Annotated in this window: 16 protein-coding genes; 4 read left to right on the top strand and 12 right to left on the bottom strand. The window is 42.6% G+C overall.

Annotated features, from left to right (window positions below):
- Window positions 1-54: 54 nt before the first annotated feature.
- The 4 genes from APA_RS09015 to APA_RS09030 all read right to left on the bottom strand — a co-directional run bounded on the left by APA_RS09015 (window position 55) and on the right by APA_RS09030 (window position 5,338).
- Window positions 55-3,903 carry a hydantoinase B/oxoprolinase family protein gene (locus APA_RS09015; RefSeq protein WP_201321957.1) on the bottom strand — a complete coding sequence of 1,283 codons (3,849 nt, stop codon included), beginning with the start codon at window positions 3,901-3,903 and terminating at the stop codon, window positions 55-57.
- 137 nt (window positions 3,904-4,040) lie between these two features.
- A complete protein-coding gene (locus tag APA_RS09020; RefSeq protein ID WP_201321958.1) occupies window positions 4,041-4,508 on the bottom strand; it encodes a hypothetical protein in 468 nt (155 codons plus the stop codon).
- Window positions 4,509-4,651: 143 nt separating this feature from the next.
- Window positions 4,652-5,026: a hypothetical protein gene (locus APA_RS09025; protein WP_201321959.1), complete on the bottom strand. Its 375-nt coding sequence runs from the start codon at window positions 5,024-5,026 to the stop codon at window positions 4,652-4,654.
- Window positions 5,027-5,104: 78 nt separating this feature from the next.
- Entirely contained in the window at window positions 5,105-5,338 is a 234-nt protein-coding gene (locus tag APA_RS09030) for a hypothetical protein (protein ID WP_201321960.1), read from the bottom strand.
- Between the two features lie 219 nt (window positions 5,339-5,557).
- On the opposite strand from APA_RS09030, the gene era reads away from it, so the two are divergent.
- The 4 genes from era (at window position 5,558) to APA_RS25750 (ending at window position 7,513) form a co-directional block, all read left to right on the top strand.
- A complete protein-coding gene (era, locus tag APA_RS09035; RefSeq protein WP_201321961.1) occupies window positions 5,558-6,466 on the top strand; it encodes a GTPase Era in 909 nt (302 codons plus the stop codon).
- Window positions 6,467-6,544: 78 nt separating this feature from the next.
- On the top strand, window positions 6,545-6,826 hold the full coding sequence (locus APA_RS09040) for a type II toxin-antitoxin system ParD family antitoxin (protein WP_201321962.1): 282 nt from the start codon (window positions 6,545-6,547) through the stop codon (window positions 6,824-6,826).
- 211 nt (window positions 6,827-7,037) lie between these two features.
- Window positions 7,038-7,307, top strand: coding sequence for a type II toxin-antitoxin system ParD family antitoxin (locus APA_RS09045; RefSeq protein WP_201321963.1), 270 nt, complete (start codon window positions 7,038-7,040; stop codon window positions 7,305-7,307).
- Between the two features lie 50 nt (window positions 7,308-7,357).
- Window positions 7,358-7,513: a type II toxin-antitoxin system RelE/ParE family toxin gene (locus APA_RS25750; protein ID WP_374101349.1), complete on the top strand. Its 156-nt coding sequence runs from the start codon at window positions 7,358-7,360 to the stop codon at window positions 7,511-7,513.
- Here the strand turns inward: APA_RS25750 and APA_RS25150 are convergent.
- The 8 genes from APA_RS25150 to APA_RS09090 all read right to left on the bottom strand — a co-directional run.
- Window positions 7,502-7,846, bottom strand: a complete 345-nt coding sequence (locus tag APA_RS25150) for a hypothetical protein (protein WP_236579472.1) — start codon at window positions 7,844-7,846, stop codon at window positions 7,502-7,504. The genes APA_RS25750 and APA_RS25150 overlap by 12 nt on opposite strands.
- A gap of 605 nt (window positions 7,847-8,451) precedes the next feature.
- Window positions 8,452-9,237, bottom strand: coding sequence for a HEAT repeat domain-containing protein (locus APA_RS09060; protein ID WP_201321965.1), 786 nt, complete (start codon window positions 9,235-9,237; stop codon window positions 8,452-8,454).
- Window positions 9,234-12,689, bottom strand: a complete 3,456-nt coding sequence (locus APA_RS09065; RefSeq protein ID WP_236579473.1) for a DUF4157 domain-containing protein — start codon at window positions 12,687-12,689, stop codon at window positions 9,234-9,236. The genes APA_RS09060 and APA_RS09065 overlap by 4 nt, the downstream gene beginning before the upstream one ends.
- A gap of 44 nt (window positions 12,690-12,733) precedes the next feature.
- Window positions 12,734-14,095, bottom strand: a complete 1,362-nt coding sequence (locus APA_RS09070) for an ATP-binding protein (RefSeq protein ID WP_201321972.1) — start codon at window positions 14,093-14,095, stop codon at window positions 12,734-12,736.
- Entirely contained in the window at window positions 14,080-15,669 is a 1,590-nt protein-coding gene (locus APA_RS09075) for a contractile injection system tape measure protein (RefSeq protein ID WP_201321966.1), read from the bottom strand. Before APA_RS09075 ends, APA_RS09070 begins: the two co-directional genes overlap by 16 nt.
- A gap of 8 nt (window positions 15,670-15,677) precedes the next feature.
- Complete coding sequence (locus tag APA_RS09080; RefSeq protein ID WP_201321967.1) at window positions 15,678-18,416, bottom strand: hypothetical protein; 2,739 nt, start codon at window positions 18,414-18,416, stop codon at window positions 15,678-15,680.
- A 65-nt stretch (window positions 18,417-18,481) separates the two neighbouring features.
- Complete coding sequence (locus APA_RS09085; RefSeq protein ID WP_201321968.1) at window positions 18,482-21,133, bottom strand: diguanylate cyclase; 2,652 nt, start codon at window positions 21,131-21,133, stop codon at window positions 18,482-18,484.
- Window positions 21,134-21,181: 48 nt separating this feature from the next.
- On the bottom strand, window positions 21,182-22,262 hold a 1,081-nt coding region (locus APA_RS09090; RefSeq protein WP_201321969.1), incomplete at its 5' end, for a baseplate J/gp47 family protein.

The raw sequence follows: 22,262 nt of genomic DNA on the forward strand, positions 1-22,262 counted from the left end.
GATCGCTCCAAGTCAAAAAGCAGGAATCACCTTCATTATATGTTCAGTTGAACATTATCCATAACCACCACCACCAGGAGTTTCAATCATAAAGGTATCACCTGCTTCCATTTGAACTGTAGCAGTACTTGGTAAATCAGTAATTTCTCCATGATTCCTAATTACATAATTATGTCCAGTTGCGGCTGATTCACCACCATTTAAGCCAAATGGAGGAATGACTCGACTACCAGACAAAATTGCTGCTGTCATGGGTTCGAGAAACTTAATCCGACGAGTTACGCCATTTCCACCCTGATGCTTTCCATTGCCACCGCTATTCGCTCTGATTGCAAACTCTTCTAAAAGAACTGGAAATCGCCATTCCAAAATTTCGGGATCGGTCAAGCGCGAATTAGTCATATGAGTTTGGATCGCATCAGTACCGTCAAAATCAATTCCCGCACCAGATCCACCGCATATCGTTTCATAGTACTGATAGCGATCACTACCAAAAGTAAAGTTATTCATCGTGCCTTGCGAAGCTGCCATCACACCAAGCGCTCCATATAGAGCATTTGCGATCGCCTGAGAAGTCTCGACATTTCCCGCCACCACAGCCGCAGGATAAATAGGATTAAGCATCGAACCTTCAGGCACAATTATTTCCAGAGGGACAAGGCAACCAGCATTAAGCGGAATCTCATCATCAACAAGAGTCCGAAAAACATATAGTACAACGGCCTTACAAACAGCAAGCGGCGCGTTGAAATTATTCGGAAGTTGCGCAGAAGTACCTGTAAAGTCAATCTTTGCGGTTCGCTCTTCAACATTCAAACTAACTGACACCACAATCTGACTACCATTATCAATAGGATAAACGAACTTCTGTTCATATTTTTCCTTTTTCCCTTTTCCTTTTTCCTTTCCTAAACTTGCGATCGCTTTACGAATGGCAAATTCGGCATTGTCCCGCACATGTCCCATATAGGATTGAGCAGTTGCAACACCATAATGGGCAACCATACGCTGAAGTTCTTTTGCACCACAAGCATTCGCTGCGATTTGGGCTTGCAAGTCAGCAATGTTTTGAGCAGGATTACGAGCTGGATATTGGCTAGAAGTCAGTAAAGCCAGAGTTTCGGCTTCACAAAAGCGTCCATTTTCCACGAGCTGAAAATTATCAAATAAGATTCCTTCTTCTTCAATACTAGTACTATTTGAAGGCATCGAACCAGGAGTAATCCCCCCAATATCCGCATGATGTCCCCGTGACGCGACATAGAAAGTAGGCTTTTCACTATCTCCAATAAAAACTGGCGTAATTACCGTGATATCAGGCAAATGTGTGCCGCCGTTATAAGGATTATTAGTGGCAAAAACATCACCAAGAAATATGCGATCGCCGCGATCGCGTATCAATGCTTTGACACTCTCACCCATCGAGCCAAGATGCACAGGAATATGCGGCGCATTGGCAACTAGTTCTCCCGCCCGATCAAAGATCGCGCAAGAAAAATCCAATCTCTCGCGAATATTAACGCTAGCACTAGTATTTTGCAGCGTAAATCCCATTTGTTCTGCGATCGATTGGAAGAGATTATTAAAAATCTCCAGCTTAATAGGATCAGGGAGAGATCCCCCTAAATCCCCCTTGTAAAGGGGGACTTGAACTTCTTCTCCCCCCTTTACAAGGGGGGCTGGGGGGGATCTATTTTCTGCGCGAGATAGAGATCCCCCTAAATCCCCCTTATAAAGGGGGACTTGAACGTCCTCTTCTCCCCCCTTTACAAGGGGGGCTGGGGGGGATCTATCTGGAGATCGCTTCAATATCAAACAATCCTCCTCCGTCAATTCCGCTTCCCAATTTGGCTCGATCGCATTAGTCCCCGTCGCATCAATAATCAACGCCGCCCCAATAACACGATTGCCTATCCGCAAATCCTCACGCCTATATATAGGAGTTTCCAGCCACTGCCCACCCATATAAACCCGCGCAGAAGCGATCGCAACAGCCTCCCCAACTTTTTCCTTTTTCCTTTTTCCTTTTTCCTTAAACGCCTTCGGCATTTTCATAATCATCTCTACTGCAATCGCCTCAACGATCAACGCTTTATCTGAAAACACAAAGCCATAACGCTCTTTATGTAAAGATTCAAAACTGGTTTGCAAAAACTCTAAGATCTCCTGTGAACAGAAACTCAGAGGATTAGCGATCGCAATAGTTAGTGACGAATCAGTGCCTGCATAGCGCAAACGCAAAGCTGTTTCGATTTGCAAACCTTCATCACTAGCGCCATGTAAAACCTCTATTTTTGCATCTTCGCTCAGCTCTAGAGCAACCATTTCTAATTCTGCAAGCAACTCCAAACTAAGCTCTAACTCAACCGAGCGATCGCGAATTGTGCGAACATCTGCCAAACCAATCCCATAAGCTGATAGCACACCAGCATAAGGATGAATAAAAACTTGTGTCATTCCCAACACATCTGCGATCGCACAGGCATGTTGCCCCCCCGCTCCACCAAAGCAACACAACACATATTCGGTCACATCATAACCACGCTGTACTGATATTTTTTTGATCGCCATCGCCATTTTTTCGACAGCAATCTCTAAGAAACCTTGAGCGACGACTTCGGGTAAAACTTGTTGACCTGTGGCTTGACCAATGGATTGCGCTAACTCTGTAAACTTTTGAATTACTATTTCTCGCTCAAGCGGTAAATCTCCATCCTTCCCAAATACTTTCGGGAAGAAATCGGGCTGTAGTTTCCCTAACATCACATTACAATCAGTCACCGCCAACGCACCGCCATTGTGATAACAAGCGGGACCAGGGAAAGCTCCTGCTGATTCGGGGCCAACACGATATCTTGCACCATCAAAAAATAATAACGAGCCACCACCTGCCGCTACCGTATGAATCGCCATCATTGGCGTGCTAAGTCTCACCCCAGCAACTTCTGTAGATAGCGATCGCTCATAGCTGCCTGCGTAATGTGCGACATCCGTAGAAGTTCCGCCCATATCAAAGCTAATAATTTTATCAAAACCTGCTTTTAAACTGGTTTGAACTGCACCAACAATCCCACCTGCGGGGCCAGAGAGAATGCTGTTTTTACCTTGAAAAGAGTTTGCTTCGATTAGTCCACCGTTAGACTGCATAAACATTAGTTTTGTGGAATTATTGTCGAGATTACCAAGTTCAGCACTAACTCGATCTACATAGCGTCTGAGAATTGGCGATAGATATGCATCGACTACGGTAGTATCACCGCGACTTATAAACTTAATTAAGGAACTAATTTCGTGAGATACGGAAACTTGCGTAAATCCAACTTGTTTTGCTAGTTCAGCCAAGCGCCGCTCATGGTCTGGATATCGATAACTATGCATTAATGCGATCGCGCAAGCCCTAATCCCCAAATCATAAATTTTTTGTAATTCTCTTAAAGCCAATTCCTCATCTAACGCAATGAGAACCTCTCCATGAGCACTATAACGTTCCTCAACCCCAATCACCTGCTCATAAAGCATCTCAGGCAAAATAATATGTCGCGCAAAAATATTCGGGCGGTTCTGATAACCAATCCGTAAAGCATCCCGAAATCCTTTCGTAATTAATAAAACTGTGCGATCGCCTTTTCGTTCTAAAAGGGCGTTAGTCGCCACAGTTGTTCCCATCTTGATTGCCGCAATTTCAGCTACAGGGATCGGCTCAGACTGCGCAAGCCCAAGAATATCACGAATCCCTTGAATCGGCGCATCAATATAGCGATCGGGATTTTCAGAAAGCAACTTATGCAAGACAATCTGACCATCAGGATTCTGCGCGACAATATCGGTAAATGTGCCCCCGCGATCGATCCAGAACTGCCACTTATGATTGTCTTGGCTCACTTCTACTGAACTATCACTCATTTTAATCTCAACATTCAAGTCTCATCAGTATTTATAGCATTTCGGGGGTTCTCTACATTGTTTCAAAAACTTGACGAATTGCGTCAGCTGTCGCCAGTCTTGTTTGGTTCGGTGTCAGCTATGTGCGTAACCCAAGCCTATTGGCAGCGATCGTGAATCCATATGACATCTCCCAGCAAGGGTAAAGTGCTGCCTCTTCTCCTATAGTAATCATGACTACCTAAATCAGCGACAATGGCATACTTAGGTGAATCTGTTTCTTTGCCTAGCCAAAGCGGCGTGGCAGATTTGAAATTCCGATCAAAAAATGTAATTCCAAAGCTACGGTCATTCTTTAGATTAATAGTATCTTTGTCCTGATTCGTTAACCAAATAGAACCATAACCGCTGGATTGAGAAACAATAAATCGATAAATTTGCTTATGTTGAGGATGATTAATTATAGCGGTTCCATGGAATGGAGTTCCTACGGGTGGCTCCCAAAAAACCAATTCAAAACCTGTCCCATCTCCATCACGGTAAACGCTTTTGGTAATTGGACATGATGCTTCAGATGCAAATGCCCCTGCGATCGCTGGCATCCAAAGCACAAATATAGATGCCATGAGTATAGAAAAATTTATGTTCTTCATTAATTTGGATTTGATAAAGATAATTTACATCGCTGCTTGACCTTCAATATTTTCATCCTGTTCTCCAACTGCAAATCGAACCATCGGCAACAAAAAACTTTCAACTTACTCAAGCTTTACTTTGAGAACTTGGGACAGCGATATCGCACGAATTTTGATTCGTCGTTAGTTACGTCGGTTAGCTTGCCGCGATCGGCAGAAAGACGGTATTGTCTGAAGGAAAGCCAAGTTCCACCCTCACCAAATAATTCAGAGATCAGTGCAAGTTCAAACTTACCTTGAGTAACTACAGCCTTTATCGGGCCATTACTCTCATAAAACTGAATGCGATCGACGCTAATCATTAGGCGGGAATCGTTAAGGTTAGTACCGCACTGCTTTAGATTGGAGTTCCATTCACCTTGAAACTGGACAGGAACAGTTTTTTGTTGCTCTGCTGCGGCTACAGGCATGGGGATAAATATCAAAATCAAGGCAAGCCATCGGTTCATAAGATTCGCTCCTATTAATGTTAATACTCTTCAAGTCGTTAGCGATCGCTTATCAAGTTCAAGAATATGTCCATTTGCTTAGAAAGACTCATTTCCATTAAGTTTTCTTGTCTTAGTCTTTATAATCTTGAATCCCTCGCTTAGATGGAGATTTAAAGCAACATCATTTCCACTGAGGACATGGGTACTCAAGGTTTTTCCACATCGATTAATCGCATGTTGTAACAATCTCTGTTCATCTAATCTGGCTCGATCATGAATAGCTGCGATCGCATCCCAATCGTCTGAATTGTAGTTCCTTAGATGTATCATAGGAAACTCTAATATTTTGATGTTGCAATAGGTGATTTTAGGCTGCTGTCTCATCACAATTTTACTATAGCAATGCAAGAGATAGCTAGGACAAATCAAAACCCAAAAGAGTAATGGCGGCGCTTCGCGCCGCCATTACTCTTTTGGGTGCAAAACTTGCAAAACCCTATAGCTACCATCATCACTTAAAATAGTTCAATACAACGATCGCAAATAATCATGATTCCAGAGTCGGGCGAAGGGTTTAAATCGGGTTTTGTAGCATTAGTAGGACGACCAAATGTTGGTAAGTCCACTTTGCTCAATGCCCTCATTGGTCAAAAAATTGCGATAACTTCGCCCGTTGCCCAAACTACACGCAATCGTTTACGGGGAATATTAACATTGCCAGAAGCGCAAATCGTCCTTGTGGATACCCCTGGGATTCATAAACCTCATCATTTACTCGGACAAACGATTGTCAGAAATGCGATCGGGGCAATCTCTTCCGTTGATATGACTGTTTTGCTAGTTGATGGTAGCGATCGCATGGGAACGGGTGATCGCTTTGTTGCTGAGACTATCTTACAGAGCAAAGTTCCTACGATTTTGGGCATCAATAAAATTGATATTCTTGGTGACGATTCGGGTGATACTTTTACTGGTTATGAGAGTTTCGCCTCAGAGCATGGTTGGCAAGTCGCTAAGTTTTCGTCAATCACGGGTGAGGGATTAGAGGCTTTGCAAGCGATGATGTGCGATCGCTTACCTCTTGGTCCCTATTACTATCCGCCAGACTTAGTTACCGATCAGCCTGAGCGCTTCATTATGGGCGAGCTAATTCGCGAACAAATTCTCTTGCTTACGCGCGAAGAGATTCCGCATTCTGTTGCGATTAGTATCGATCAGGTAGACGAGCAACCTAAAATCACAAGGGTAATGGCGACAATTCATGTGGAACGAGATTCGCAAAAGGGGATTTTGATTGGCAAGAAGGGGCAAATGCTGAAGGAGATTGGCACGCAGGCAAGATTACAAATGCAGAAGATGATTATGGGTTCTGTGCATTTGGAAATGTTTGTCAAAGTCCAACCCAAATGGCGCTCGTCTCGGTTTCAATTGTCTGATCTTGGCTATCGTGTAGAGTAAAGAACTGAGTTTGGTGCGATCGCAATCTGCGATCGCACTGCTAAAATATAAATACTTTAATCCGAAGGTGATTGTAGAATGCCAATTACATTGCCACCAGAACTAGAGCAGTTTATCCAAAGTCAGGTTGCTAGAGGCAAGTATGCTTCTGTTGACGAGGTATTCTTGGCGGGTATTAAGCTATTAGAGCAACGAGAACGCCTTTATCAAGGGCGATTTGAAGAGTTGCGCCGTGAAATTATGGTTGGGGTTGAGGAGGCTGAGCGAGGCGAATTATTAGATGCGGAGGCGGTAATAACTGGACTGCAAGAGAAATTACAACAGCGCCGCGTTCAGAGCGATGCTATTTGTAGAAAATGATGAAGACTAAGCGATCGCATTTTTCAGCTTTTTTAATCTGCGATCGCTAATATCGAGAAACTGCGATCGCGCTCCTTGCCAAAATTATGAATTGGATTTGAGGTTAGGGCGATCGTGTTTTTTTAGAGATCGAGGTGATACGATGCTGATTAATTTGTGCGGCGATCTCGGTACTAAAATAGGGACACGTTAATCCGAAGGTGATTGTAGAATGCCAATTACATTGCCCCCAGAACTAGAGCAGTTTATCCAAAGTCAGGTTGCTAGAGGCAAGTATGCTTCTGTTGACGAGGTATTCTTGGCGGGTATTAAGCTATTAGAGCAACGAGAACGCCTTTATCAAGGGCGATTTGAAGAGTTGCGCCGTGAAATTATGGTTGGGGTTGAGGAGGCTGAGCGAGGCGAATTATTAGATGCGGAGGCGGTAATAACTGGACTGCAAGAGAAATTACAACAACGCCGCGTTCAGAGTGATCGATGAGCAATTTTTGTAGAATCACGCGAACAGCAAGTCGAGATATCGAGAATATTATGGATTATCTTGCTGAGAATGTAAGTTTTGAGACGGCAGAGTCTTTTCTGGAGAAGATAAACGCAAAATTTAAACTGCTGGTCAAGTTCCCCAAAATAGGACGAGGGCGAGATGAATTGTATCTCGGCTTGCGGAGTGTGCCATTAGAGGATTGATCTTTTATCGTTTAGTTCCAGAGGGAATTGAGGTGATGCGGGTAGTGGGTGGCTATCGCGATCTGGAGGCTCTATTTGCAGAAAATGATGAAGACTGAGCGATCTCATTTCCTGTTTTACAGACGATCGCATTTTCCAGTTTTCGCAATCAGCGATCGCTAATATCGAGAAGAAGTGATCGCCCTTCTTGCCAAAATTATGAATTTCTTTCGAGATTGAGGTGATCGCATTTCCTTTTTTACAGATGATCGCAGTTTTCAGTTTTCGCAATCTGCGATCGCTAGTATCGAGAAGAAGCGATCGCACTCCTTGCCAAAACGATCGCCCTTTCATTTTCCCAAACCTGCGATCGCGCTAAACATCTCCAATATTCGTAGCCCACATTCCGCTCGTAATGGAAGCCTAAAAATATTTACAACGAGACAATCAGGGTTTAAGCGATTTCAAAAGAAGTTAATGATAATAAATTCTATTAGTGTGTCCTTATTGACAATATTAAAATAGTGACTTTTTGAGATTAAGACTCAAAACACTTACTGTATAACTTACATTCAGCAGGTGTTTTTTGAGAATTAACATTTATTAGAGAAAACCTTATAAATAGAGCATTTTGGGGCTTTCTCATTTTTTTGAGACTCATAGTGAGATTTTCTAATTACTAATTATAGTCAATAAAAATTTTACTATTGAGAATAGGCTCTTTGAAATCCTCATTCTTTCGTGGTAAATATTTTTTGCCCAGATTACCTGCTGAATGTAGGGTATAAGCATTTCCTTTCTGAATATTTTTTTCAGTAAAATAAGAGCGGAATGTGGGTTCGTAGGTTGAGTTGACGCAAGGAAACCCAATAAATGGAAGAGAAAGAGGACATGGTGTTGGGTTTCGCTCCTATCCAATCAATCGATTTTCTCAAAAATATTGATTTGCTTAACCTAATCTACAGGTGTTGCTGATTAGCATCTATCTCCAACATATCAAGAACTTCTGAAGCAGGATATTGAATGTCTTGAGTCCAATTAGCTGAAAGCTCTTGCAAGAAATTACGATATCGCTCAAAATTTAGATGCCCTAAAATGACTGCTGCATAGGCAGAAATTGGTAAAGTTTGCGTTCTACTAATAGAAACTAAAATATCCTCTATCTCAGGGATTTCATAATTAGCAAAAGCTCTTACACTCATAATTCGAACATTTTCCGACCACTGTTTCTCATAGATTATTTGAGTGAGGCTGGAAATAATTTTGGGATAGTTTTTCTTTGTTAGTCCCAGTAGTCGTTGAGCAGCCAGACAACACGCGAAAACTACGTAAGGATCATGCGAGGATTCCAGGATATTGGTGATGAGATCAATATCTTCTTCCTCTCCAAGATGAGCTAGAATCCCCAATGCACTAGCATGATTTGCTCCCCTGACTATCGTCCCATTAGGTGCGATGCTTACTATAGGTGGATTATTTAATTGTTCACGAGCTTTAACCAACAGCTCATATAAATAAGGACTAAAAAGATTATTGAATCCATACCTGCTTAATGACTCAAAATAAAAGAAATAATCAAAAGCGATACCTTGTGCCACTGGATTATTGTTTTTTAGTAAAATAAGGAAAGCTTGGATCTTTTGGGCATTATTGCTCTCCTCAGAAATAAGTTGTTGGAATGCTTCGATGGATGACTCATCTGGCAGTGCGTTAGATGTCCAGTAATAAGATGTAAAATCATTCATTTAATTTTTATTAATGCCTGTTTTGGAATTGTGCCCTTGATAAGGACTTCTTGAGTACGGATAACATCTTTGAGTGCCTGCTCTGCTTTCGGACTTGTTGGACTACTAAGACCCCACTCATCTTGTCCAACCCTAGTACTTAAATCAAAAATATTGTTTGACTTGATCCAACACAAATCAATTTTTGCCTGTCCACCGGATTCAAAACTTTCACCCTTTTCATTAGTAATTTGACCTCTAGGTGTTTTGGTTGCAGATATATAAGGAGAGGGCTTTGCACCCATAACATGCTCTAATATGGGTCGGGTCTGCTTAGGTCCTGTTGGTTGAATGGGTCCTCTACTTGGTCCCACGTCCTCTGGTTTTGCTCTCATATTCTTCAAATCATCATCAGATAAGTTTCTAATAATGTATCGTTGTACATATTGTCGCTTCGCATCATGAACAAAGAGTTCCTTGGTTACACGGTTTTTGAATGTTGTGGCAAGTCCACCCACAGGATTAGAAACTGATTCATAAAGTTGACTTGAGTTCCAAATCGCTCCTATTTTCGTCTTTTCTCCGCTATTGAACACATATACTTCTTCAATAGGCATACCTGCTCCGGTAGCTCCTCCTTCATAGACAAGATTCTTCCCTCTCTTATCGATTTTTAACTCTGAACAGGCCTCTTCAAGGGCTTGATTAAGAGCATTCTTAACATCATTAACCTTGGTACTTCCAGGTAATGCATTAATCTTGGGAGCTGCTTTTATACCTATCTTTTTGGCTAATTCATCATCTACATCTGGATCAATCTGGAAGGTTATTTCTGGATTAATAGCCGCATGTACATCTAATCCCTTTTCTCCTGACTTAACACTTAAATCCGTAAGTCTATATAGGGATTTTATCTTGTCAAGAGCCTTATTTAGGGAAGATGGTTTCTTTTGTTTTTTCTCTAATGCTTTTGCTTCTGCAACAGCTTTTTTCAGATCTTCTGCTTTTTGAGCTTCTGTACGCTCATCTGGCTTTCCATCCTTATCCTTCTTGCTGAATAGTTGCTTTGCCTTCTCCAGCATTTTGCCCAGCCACGCTACGATCTTGTCTAGACCTTTATCGATTGGGGCGCGGATTTTCTTGACAATTCCAACTACCTTGTCGGGGATATTGCCTAAGCCTGCGAACTTAGCCAAAAACGCAATGACAATCGTTAGCGTATTTGCCATTGTCGTTTCAACTTTTTTCGCCGCATTGCCCACTTGACCATTAGCGATCGCCGAAATCGAATCGATAAAGGCGGCGACCACGGCGGCGATTTGGTTGATTTTTTCGATAAAGAAGGTGACAGTGTTGTAAGTTGCAATGATTGCTTGGATGACAGCACCCGCAGGGTTCAGCATACTCACCAACTTCGTGATCGCCGCTTTTACCACCTCAGTCGAGATCATTTGCGTAACCTGAGCGATCATTTGATCTTTTAACTCGCTCAATTCCGATTTGATTTGTTCCCATGCGGCGGCGGGACCATCTTTGACTAATGTGACCAAAATACCAGCAGTTTTTTCTAGACCGACCAACACAGGTTCGGGGATGATTTTCACTAGTTTGCTGCGGATATTTTGCCAAGTTAGTCCTAGTACTGAGAGTACCAATTTGACAATTTCGATCAAGCTAAAAGATTGGGGAATATAGACACCAGCTTCGCCCAATGGCCCTGTGATCCACTTGATCAAAGCGGCTTTCAAATGTTCGAGAATATTGCTGGCAAACATCTGGAATCCCTGTTTGCCAGCTTTTACCAAATTGCCGACAAATGCGATCGGATTTTTGATGATCGTCATGAAAGCAGCTTGGGCTTTCTTGATGTAAGGCATGACTCCTGGTGCTACGACCGAGAATAGGATTTCTAGGAGGCTAATCACCTGCTTGATACCCCAACTGATAAAGTCGATGGCAATATTCGCAAAGGCGCTGACAATTTTAGTGAACGCACCCGCAACCGTCACGATGTCCTGAATTGACAGAGAAGTAATCGTACTAATAATCTTGGCTGGTACAGCACGCACCAGTCCCATTAAGCCTGCCAATGCACCTTGGAACCAAGCCCAAGCACGTTCAATTGCCTTACCTTTTTTGATGTTTTCCCAAACTTCTTCCTGCCCGATCAGCTTCATGAACCCGCCGATTAAGGTGTCAGCATTACGCGGTACTGCTTCGCCCGTGACAGGATCTTCGCCGAGGATCGCTTTGAGCAGGTCATAGCCGCGTGTATTTTGAGCAAGAGCAGCAAGGGGCTTCAAAATTGCGTCCTTGACGAACTTGAGAATGCCAGTGATTAGTCCTTTGGCAAAACTGATAATGCGGTTAATCGGATCGGTAAAGATGCTCTTAGCACGGTTCCAGACTCCACCAAGGTCGAAAATGTCCCTCCAACCAAGGGAATCAAGAAACTGGGTAACTGCTTGCTTGATCGCACTGCCAACCATACCAAGGGTTTTGATCTGCTGCTCGACCCAGTTACCGACTTTTTCAAACACGCCATGATTGTCTAGGGCTTGAGTGATAAATCCGCCACCAGGGATGAATTCAACGATCGCCCGCATAATATTCGCGGCACTGCGATCAACGGAATTCATATTGATCGGATTCACACCCAACACAATCGTAAACATCCGAAAACCAGGGATTAAGTTGGCTTTATCGGCGAAATAGTCGAGCGCATCGCTGAGTCCCAGTCTTTGAATTTGAGGCGGCGACTGTTGAGCGATCGCAATATCTTCACTACGCTGTACCACCTCTCCCTGCTGGATCGTGTGCGTCAACTCGTGGGCAATCAGTTCTTTGCCTTCATGGCTATCAGGTTGGAATTTATTCTTGCCAAAAAATACGTGATTACCCATCGCAAATGCTTGGGCATTTACCTGTTTATTCAGTTTGGCGGCTTTATCGCCTGTATGAATCTTTACCTTGCTAAAATCAGCCCGAAAGCGTGGCTCCATAAACCGCCGCACTCCCATAGGCAATGGCGACCCACTCGACATACTGTTTTGAATATCGGCGGAGACGCTTGGGGCAATCGTATTTTCTCCTGCTGCTTTGCGATGAATCGCTTCTTCTGGTTTACGCTGCGTGAAAATACCCGAATTGGCAAAGCGCATAATGTAGGGCGATCGCAACTTAGTCTGAACTTTCTTTTCCTTTTCTTCCTGTTTTACCTGCCGAAATAGCCCGCCACTATCAGTCTTCACATAGGCGATCGAGCTTTCAGGCATCGCCATCCGCATAATCTTTTTGGATGTAGTATCAGCTTCTTTTTCCGCAGCATCATTCGGCGAAGAAACCTTAGTCGATGTTTGCACCTGCACCGAACTTCTGTTAGTCACCACCTGCCGTTGCACCTGCTTGACTGAGGCGGCTGGTTTCTGCACGATCGCAGCGCGATTCACGGTCTTGTTTTTGACTGCTTCCAAGGTAGGTGTCTCCTAACGTGATGCGGTTTAGTTGCTTGCGATCGTTATATGGCTCTTCCTTCTTTGAGGAATTCTCGGCGAATTCCTTCTTCGATATCTTCAATTAAAATTATATTTTCGTTTCGGCTCAAGGCTTTTAGCGAGGAGTATCGCACCACATTCATGATAATACCACCAGAAAGATCGTATTTTTCTGCGATTCTGCTCAGATCGATTTTCTCCTCCAATACGGCTTTAGCAGAAAATGCTTTTTCCCAGATGCGGAGACGTTCAGGTGCTTTAGGAATTGGGAAATATACAACTGAATGAAATCGTCGAATAAAGGCATCATCAATGTTTGTCTTTAGATTAGAAGCTAGGATTGTAACCCCATTAAATTCTTCAATGCGCTGGAGTAAAAAACTGATTTCCTGATTGGCATAGCGATCGTGAGAGTCGTCAACTTTGGTGCGCTTGCCAAACAAGGCATCGGCTTCATCAAAAAAAAGAATCCATCTTTTATGTTCGGCCATATCAAAGATTTTTGCTAAGTTCTTCTCGGTTTCGCCAATGTATTTGGAGACAATCATACTCAGGTCGATCTTGTATACATCGCAGCCGCAGTGTTTGCCTAGCAAACAAACTGAAAAGGTTTTCCCAGTCCCTGGAGCGCCATAGAACAGACTAGTGAATCCTGGTTGCAGTTTGTAATGCATTCCCCAGTCTTGAAGCAAGGTATGCCCATGGGCGATCCAATGTTTAATTTCATTTAGCTGCTCTAAAGTCGCAAAAGGTAGCACTAGATCATCCCAATCGAGTTTAGTCTCAATCAATCGAGCAGGAAATTCACTATTGAAGTTTGGTTTGCGTTCGATACCAGTGCTTAATCGGTATAGATACTCTCGTGATAGAGTCAATGCGCCACTGAGCAGAGGCTCGCCAGCATTAACCGAAGTGAGATAGAGGATATTGTAACGGGCGAAAGCATGGCTTCCTTCAAATAGGCGCATGAGCTTGAATCGCGTGGATAGATCGTCGCTAGCTAGTAGAAAAGCAACGGTTTCGCCAGTAGGGATGAAGCCACCGTGGGTCGTGCCTTGTAATCCGCCAAATTCGGTGAAACCGCGATCGATCGCTTCATTTTTAGTCCAGAGTACATCCAGTAATTGAGGGCGGATATGGGGAATCATTGCTAGCAAGAGCGTTAAGCGTTCATCACTGGAAAACTCGTGCTGTCGAATCAATTGGGCATAATAGGAATGGCTATGGCTGAGATCGGGAGGCGGAATATCAAAAATAGACGAGACCATATTTTCGTCTACTTTATCTGAATGGAAGTACAAATTCAGCCGAGCAGCCAGAACCTCCGCGAACCAACTCAGTTCGCGCTCCAGATCTGCGGCATTTTCGCTTAAAATGTCTGCCATTCGGTGTAGAGGGGATATTTCATCCATGATAGTTTGACGATACTGATAGTCCAAGGCAGATGTTCGAGTAACATATCGAATGATTGATGCTCTACGTTGAGGCTCCAGCTATCCTCTGTCCTACGCAACAACCCTGAACGTTGCAGAAATGAGGAGCGGATTCCATCAGTCGATGTATTTCCTAAAACAGACCAATAATTTATAGTGGATTGTAATACTGTTTCGGCTTCTTCGCGATCGCATTCTTGCAACACGCCTACTCCCACTAAGAGCGGTGTTTCTGGTTCTAATCCTAACAAGATTTTGATTAAGCCTAATTCATATTCATAGATTTCCTCCTGTCCTCTTGCCAAAAAGTGGAGTAGGGCGGCGGCGCGTGGCATTTGAGTATCGGCGATCGCATGGCTATTAGTTTTTTTAATACCCGTTGCCTCAAACAATGGGCTAATAAATGGATGAATCAAAACTAGTCCTGCATAGTTAACAAAAAGAGAAAATCTATCATTCTGCTCAGTAAAATCCACGACAGGATTTACTGCCTCATCAGAGAAGTCAGTCTCAAATTTGCGATCCTGATTGTCAAGATCCTCCTCCTCCAATAAATTTGTAGAATCTAGATTCAATTCAGGGTGATTAAATTCGTTGCTAAGTCGCGATCGCAATGCTTCGTCATTTAAAAAATTGATTTCTGGATTCTCGACGGCTGACAAATTGGGATCGGGGCGTGGACGATCAAAGTTTGTTTGGGTTTGAAACAAGGTTGCTGTAACCGATGGCAATGCGTCAACTAAAACTTGACGATCGATTCCTGCTTGAGTTAATATCCTATCTAGGCTCATGCTGAATCCATTACTCGGTATCTGTTCTGAAGAAACTCTCGACAAAATGGCGGCGACTAGTTGCGATCGCCTTGGATGATTCAGTTGGATTTGGGTTGACTCACTCACAAATCCCATCACTTCAATAATTGTGATTTTCCACTCTGTCGAAAGTCTATCTAAAAGTGGGTCTATAATCGCGAGGGCTTGCGATCGCGTCAGTAGTTGCAGCAACCGAAAATAAAAAGCGGCTGTCTCTGCTCGATTGGATAAGTAATTTATAAGTTGCGATCGCTGATTGCTGCAAGTTTCTTTTAAGTCAACCGCGATTTCCGATGCTGAAGCAGAGGATGCTTGCCAAGGCAATGAACCTGTCTGCAAGTAATGCATTAAGATCTCGAATTGGTTTTGTTGGGCTGTTGTTTCTCGCAAAACTTCTCCAGACTGAGAGATTGTTGTTAAAGGAATTGTTGTCAAATCTAGCGATCGCAATTGTTCTTGGAGTTGCTGTTGGATTAATTCAGGTAATATATCTAAAAGTTCTTGCTCGGAGTTGACTTTTATATGGAGTTCTAACTTGGGTATGTGGATAATGCGATCGCTACCAGCAATTTCATCAAAGGTACTTTCAAAGACGGGTATTAGAGTATCTTGCCAGCGATCGCGCAAATTTTTCCGCATCGCAAAAGCATCTATCTGGCTTCTTGTCGAAACTAAACAGTGTAATCTGCGAATTCGATGGGAAAGGTTTGGCATAATACTTTTTATCTCCGCGGACTCAATATGCTTTTAATAATTTGGACAAGTGTGGCATTGTTCTGATTATTGTTAGCCACAGCGTTCAGTCCTCCGCGTAAAGTTTCTAAGGCATTCCCTTGAGTTATTGTCACAGAAATTTCGGAAACTACTTGCATTGCATTGCTTCCCTCACTTCCTGCTGCAACATTAATATTTGATGTCGCAATGTAGTCGGTGATCGCTACAAGCGATTGTGCTAACTCTATTTCCGATTGAATGGCGCGGGCTCCTGCGACTTTGTCAGATGGCTGCTGGGTTGCTCGTTGCTTCAGTAGTCCAACTTTTTCTTGTTCGATTCCAGCCTCACGAACCTGCACATCTAGTATAGGATCTGTAAACTTATGTGGCTTGATATTGCCAATCGCAGTATAGATACCTGTACTTGTATCGATAAATCCTTTATAGACATCAAAATATTTTTGTTGTAAATCGAACTTCTTAATTAATTCTGGTTCAAGAACTCCCCGAAAGTCGAATAAGCGTCTATCCAATGAAGGTAAGACTCTAATGCCTTGATTGATGATGGTATCAGGTCTAATTTCTGGTTTAGTTAGAGCCTTTTCTATGGGAGCTTCTTCGACTTTATCTTCATGATAATAGGGCAGCATAAAGTCGGCTACTACAGTGTTATTATCGTCATAGATCAGCACAAAGGTTCCGCCTCGTGACACCCCAGCAAAATGCTCAATGCTGGAATTTTGCGAGGCAAAGTTAGCAAATAGAAGCTTTTCATCTTCTGTCTCATCCTTCTTTTTGATGATTTCATCGAGCCAATCAAGCCATAAAAAGCGGGTATTGCTAATCAATGAATCGAAAGGAGTTGTGAATTCTGTCTTGAGGACAGGACTAACATTCAATTTGAATTCGCTGGCTGCTGTAATCGTGGCAAGAAAATTAGGCTTCCATGATTGATCGCTTTTATAATCTCTATAGCTAAGATTTAATTTTTTGCCAACCGCTTCTGCATTTCCAGTAACAGTTTGATTGCTTTGGGCAGAAAGCTCTTTAAAGCTCTGAGCATTACTTTCCCCTATTACATTGTCATCGACTATCTTCTTGAATGCTCTACTAAACTGAGATACTTCTTCTAGTTGATGGTGGGCATCTTGCCGCAACAGATAGTGAATACGATGCAAGTCTGAATAACGAATATCAGGCTTTATTAGCTGCTTAGGGCTTTTCCCTAGCAAGATTGCACGCACAGTAAAGGGCAGATTTTTAGACTGGATCTCGCTTTCGATTTTCGCAAGAACATTTTCCACATTTTGCCCTAGGTGTCCTTCAATGCGGAAGAAAGAGAATTTACCGATTTGGGCGGCAAGGGGATTAAGAGCCGCACCCTGCGCTCCGTAGCTAGGTGCGTTGTATGAGTAATTGCGATTATCCATGCGACGCTGACTAAGCTGATAGTTCCATCTTTTATGAATGGGATTGGCTTGTTCGCGATTGACCTGATAGTAATAAGGGATCGCCCGTTCTTCTAAAGGCTGATCTTCAAACAAGCTGGGTGTGATCCGAATTGAATCAGTAGCAGCAGAGATCGCAGGAACCTGAAAGGTTTCAATCAGCGTGTCGAGTTTGCGGATTAGAAATTTAGCATGGTTTAGAGATTCGGTAGTTTGCGCGATCGCAGGTGAGGGGTAAAAAGCGGTGCGATTCTCATCGAGATTGAAAGCCGGATCTAGCACTAAATTTCCTAGAAGCAGATGTTTTGGGAACCAGTTGATATCAGGGCAACACCAAGTATTATCGCCAAACAGCAAATCGCGAAATTGGTTGTAAGTCTCGACGACATCTTTAAGGAAATCGTAATAATACTGAAATCCCAAATTGTTAGTGGTAAAATCATTCAGGACTTTTTTGAGCTGCTCTACCCATCTTTCACTGGGATTGGCTGAAAACACATCGGTGAGAAAAAACGCACAGTTCGGATAAATTTTGGAAAGCTCATCAACTAAGTTGTTATAAATATTTGAGCAAACGTTTTGATAAACATTGACCAACGCATTGACAGAACTAATCGATGAACCGATCAAAGGGCGCTCAGAAACAACTTCCTTGAGATTTCTAAAAGCTTGATCGGGCGTTGCGATCGCAGGTTTCAGCAATAAATTGATCGCATCTTTTTCTACTAGCAATAATCTAGGCGTATTGACACAATCTTGACCTAAATTGTCACAATCAGTCCCCGTGCAGAGATCGGGGTCGTTCACATAGCTTTCCATCAGCAAAACTGCCACCATATTATTCAGATCTTTGCTGGTTTGGCTGCTAAATTCACTCAAGGAAGTAGTGCTTCGAGAATCAGTTACGCCTTCGGGAATTAATTCGTACACCGAAATCATTTCCTCCTCGCCACCTTCACTTCTCAGATAAAATGGAGCATACTTTGGATAAGACTTGTCATACTCGATGTAGCGATCGCATACTACGTCATTGCTGTAATAGAGCAAGTCGCCATCAGTAGTGATTCCGATTCCTTTTGTGACTGTAACTTTGGTGGCTGCGATCGCTTCAAGGTTTGACAGCGAAACACGCAAGCCTGAAATAACTCCTACACCCACTAAATAGATCGAGGCAAGGCGATTTTGGTCGTTGAGATAGTTGGTTATGCTATTGAGTTGGGTTTCCGTTAGCACCTGATCTTTTTCAAAAATGCTGTAACCTGTCGTGAGGTCTTGGAGGGTTCTGAATGAAGTTGTCATGTTTTTTTTCTTTTAAATCAAGTTAAATGATTGGTTATGATTATTCGCGATCCCCAAAAATATACCTACTCCGTCTTAATTGTCGGCTCTGTTCCTAAAGCCGTGCGCCCAAGGATAAATTTAGGCTGAGATTCTTCACTGTCACATTCGCTTAATTTCTGCGGTTCATAAACGTTCTTCAGCTTAAACAGTTTGTTGATAAAGTCTTTCAGTTTCTTCTCTCGATCTGTCGTTTCCACACCTGCTTTGAGATAAATCCAATCTCGATATAGCTTGTCTAGTTCAGTCATGTTCTCTTGGCTGATCCAGCAAACTTTAGGCAAAATATGGGCTGGAGTTTCTTCTCTAATTACCTCCTCGACAAATCGCCTGAAGTTAATGTTTCGGAAGCGATCGCTATAAGCTGGTAAAATCACATGAATACGGTAGGAATAAGGGTCTACTTCCGCACAATCGTTACAGTCTGGCGCGGGACAAATCGGAAGAAATGGATCGGTATTTTGCTCTGGTCGCAGCAGAATGTTCTCAATTAGATACATCCCTTCACTGCTATCACTTAGGTTCCGACGTTGATGATTGCGAATTCCTAATAGCTTGGCTAATCGCTTTTCTAAGCCAGAGACATTATCGGTATCCCACAAATCTTGATCTTGGGTGAGCCTGTAGTTGTAGGCTAGAGATCGCTCTTGGCTGATGGCTGGATAACCCTCTAGAAATTCGCACTTATAGCGAATCATGTTCTCAGGACTCTCGCCAAATACCGAATACATCGTGTTCGCAAAATCATGAAACCGTTCGGCAAATCGAGCGATTAAATGATCGAGAAAACGGTTGCGGCGATCGCAACCTGTCGCTATTTCGCGATCGCGATCATGATCTTGCAAAGTTGCGATCGCATCGGTTGTCGAGTAGATTTTGTTGTACTCGGTAAATGAGTTAACAACATGATATAAGTATGTTTGCAGATTGCTAGGATTTATTGAAAATAGTTCTTTTACTTTACTAAGTTGAGCTAAATAATTTGCCATGATCTGATCGAAGAACAGCAGATAGGCTTTTAATTGATAAGCTAATGCTTGACGTTTTTCGTCAGCATCACTGCTCAAGCCAATTTCACTCACGCCATAAATCACGGGAAAATGATTCTGAAAAGAATAATAATCAGCTAACTCTCGGTATGTTCCTAAAGGAATTTCCAAATCATTTATTTCAGTTGGAGAGTTGTCTTTGACAGGTGGAGCCGTAGCTACACCTGCGACCACAGGCATATTTCGCTTGTAAAAGACCAAGCGTGATGCTTTTGACAATTTGGGCTGTTTACCATTCTCAACGGGAATTACCCATTTATTCACTAAAGGAACTCTACTGCCTTCGGGATTAATAACAATATCACGAACCGCTTGTACTCCTGTAATATCCATGATGATACTGATGATGTCTGATAGACGGATTTCTGTCAGCAAGTCGGCCGTTTCTAGTTCATCGTCATTAATAAAACCATGATCGAGCGCGGGACCATCAAAAATATGATCGACAGGATAACGAGTCAACATTTCACTGAGTGTATAAAATTTGACTGATGGCGATAGATATTGCTGCACTTGCGACAGAATAGCAGCATTTATCTTAGTCACATTCGCATCGGGCGCTAACTCTAATTCCGCACAGAGTTGAAAAAGCTGGGTTTCAACTTGATCAAAACGTACAAAATCTTCGCAGAGATTGCGATTAGCCAGCAATTTTTGGCGCACAGCTTGTATCACATTCAACTTAGCTGCATCAGTGGTAATGTCTTCCTCATACTCAATCTTTACTTCATATAGTCCAGCAAGATCGATTTTTTTGAGACTTTGGCGAGTAAATCTGTCGCGTAGCCATTGATTTTTCGATATCTCTGGATATGCATCTTCCAAAAGCATTCGATTTAGTCTCTCAATCTGAGTTTCGCCTATGTTTAGTGCAAGTAATCCAAGAGTTTGCTCGGATAATCTAACATCAGCAAAATGTTGTGACTCGTACAACGAAACGCTCCGATTTGCTCCATTCTGGACGGTAATATTTTGAATTATTCGATTCAAATCCCATACCAATAAAGTTCTTAGTGAGCTATCTAAAGATATCTCGTCTGGTGCATTTAGGTAAACAGGCATAACTTCTTTTGTTTTAGCTGTCAACCTGCCATTTATGTACTGTGATTTGCGATCGGGCGATTGATTTAGTTTGGTAGCCAATGATCGTAAATCGATGATGTCATCGGTAAACAAGGTGGCGCAACCGAGTCGAGATGGTTCGAGGATGTCTTCTAGATCTGGATTGAAAGAATTAACAATATCTGCATAGTAAGCTTGGGAATCAGACTGCACCCAAGCATTCTTCACGCTTGGAATATCAATTAATAATTTTCGATAATCCAAAATTGTCAATGGACGATTGGGTAAGATCTGCCTTGCTGTGAAGAATTGATTCTTCATCTCGTTGGCATTGTCAGACTTACTGGCTAACAAATCTGCGATCGGCAATGAGGCGCGATAGCTTAAATCGGTCAGAGCGTAACATAACAACTCAAGGGTGGTGACACCTGGATCATGGACGTTGTAATCCGTCCAAATTTGGCTAGATAATGTCTGGATATGTTTCAATCCGATCGCATAAAGCTGCTCGCGATCCATTGGCAATGCTTGATTATTCTTCTTTGGAATAGTTATTTGAGAAGGCATAGCCACTTACCTAGATAGAATTGATTGGAGTGCGAGATGATGGGAATATTAGGGTGCGATCGCAATTGTATGGGCGCTATCTGAAACGAGAATGGCATCGGGTGTGAAGGGCTGCACCTCATTAATATCATTATAGTTAGTCGTATTTGCGATCGGACTATACATTTTAAAATCGGTTACATAATCGACATATGGCAACTCTTCGACAAAATCTAGCAGTACCGATTTATAGATTTTGCCGCCGAAGGATAAATTGCGATCGCTTTGATAAGCCCAAGGAGATAGAAACTCGATAATGGCGCGATCTAATTTGGTCTTGTGGTAATTAAATTCGTTGCCAAGATGGAATTTGACTTTAAAATCAACTCTAACCTTTTGATAGGTGGGATTTTTAATCTTAATGCTGACCTGCATCCCCGATCGCTTATTTACATAGTCGGTAATACTGCTAATTGTATCAGCATCAACTTTAGGTTCGAGGGGATTTGCCATATTTTTGTTTTTGAGATCGGGAATGACCACAATCAGTACATGACCTGGAGCCAGCCATGCATTCTCTTTGGCATGGGGGATACACTTTACTTGATGGACTTTGGGGAAAGCTTCTAAAATAATCCGTTCATAATCCCAACGTGTGAGGCAACGATTTTTGTGGCGCAGTCGCTCCGAAACACGAGGATAGAAGGTGCTATCAGTTTCTACGGCGCGACCGCCAAAGGATGCATAGGGCTGCTTGACCGTCTTGATTGCCGATAGTCCATTTTGGAGTTTGGTAATTTTGTTTGGTTCTAAAGCTGTCAGTAGGTGATTGCGATCGTTGTTATTATCCACAAACTTAACTTCCACAGCATTGGCGACAACATCAATAAGCTGACAGACAGAATTTACATTGTTTTTGATGGCTGCTTTAATCCAGATTAAGCCACTTGGCAAAATTGTATTTTGAGTTGTCGCTTCTGCGGAAATGACAAACTGAATCGTACCACTGGTGAGCAGTTGATTGGTTGTATCTAAAACCACTTCAGCCTGACTCATTGGTTTCCAATAGTTATCACACAACACAAACCAATCGAGCTTTTCTGAGGATAAATCTGGATCGGCGCTACCTTCCGCAACTTGAAATAGAACG

It is taken from the genome of Pseudanabaena sp. lw0831 (assembly GCF_016584665.1).
In the GTDB taxonomy this organism is placed as follows: Bacteria; Cyanobacteriota; Cyanobacteriia; order Pseudanabaenales; family Pseudanabaenaceae; genus Pseudanabaena.

What these genes read in the sequence shown, in the direction of transcription:
- APA_RS09015 (WP_201321957.1), bottom strand. Translation starts at nt 3,903, where the DNA reads ATGAGTGATAGTTCAGTAGAAGTGAGCCAAGACAATCATAAGTGGCAG.
- APA_RS09045 (WP_201321963.1), top strand. Translation starts at nt 7,038, where the DNA reads ATGCCAATTACATTGCCCCCAGAACTAGAGCAGTTTATCCAAAGTCAG.
- APA_RS09060 (WP_201321965.1), bottom strand. Translation starts at nt 9,237, where the DNA reads ATGAATGATTTTACATCTTATTACTGGACATCTAACGCACTGCCAGAT.
- era (WP_201321961.1), top strand. Translation starts at nt 5,558, where the DNA reads ATGATTCCAGAGTCGGGCGAAGGGTTTAAATCGGGTTTTGTAGCATTA.
- APA_RS09020 (WP_201321958.1), bottom strand. Translation starts at nt 4,508, where the DNA reads ATGGCATCTATATTTGTGCTTTGGATGCCAGCGATCGCAGGGGCATTT.
- APA_RS09070 (WP_201321972.1), bottom strand. Translation starts at nt 14,095, where the DNA reads ATGGCAGACATTTTAAGCGAAAATGCCGCAGATCTGGAGCGCGAACTG.
- APA_RS25750 (WP_374101349.1), top strand. Translation starts at nt 7,358, where the DNA reads ATGGATTATCTTGCTGAGAATGTAAGTTTTGAGACGGCAGAGTCTTTT.
- APA_RS09085 (WP_201321968.1), bottom strand. Translation starts at nt 21,133, where the DNA reads ATGCCTTCTCAAATAACTATTCCAAAGAAGAATAATCAAGCATTGCCA.
- APA_RS09025 (WP_201321959.1), bottom strand. Translation starts at nt 5,026, where the DNA reads ATGAACCGATGGCTTGCCTTGATTTTGATATTTATCCCCATGCCTGTA.
- APA_RS09080 (WP_201321967.1), bottom strand. Translation starts at nt 18,416, where the DNA reads ATGACAACTTCATTCAGAACCCTCCAAGACCTCACGACAGGTTACAGC.
- APA_RS09040 (WP_201321962.1), top strand. Translation starts at nt 6,545, where the DNA reads ATGCCAATTACATTGCCACCAGAACTAGAGCAGTTTATCCAAAGTCAG.
- APA_RS09030 (WP_201321960.1), bottom strand. Translation starts at nt 5,338, where the DNA reads ATGATACATCTAAGGAACTACAATTCAGACGATTGGGATGCGATCGCA.
- APA_RS09075 (WP_201321966.1), bottom strand. Translation starts at nt 15,669, where the DNA reads ATGCCAAACCTTTCCCATCGAATTCGCAGATTACACTGTTTAGTTTCG.
- APA_RS25150 (WP_236579472.1), bottom strand. Translation starts at nt 7,846, where the DNA reads ATGAAAGGGCGATCGTTTTGGCAAGGAGTGCGATCGCTTCTTCTCGAT.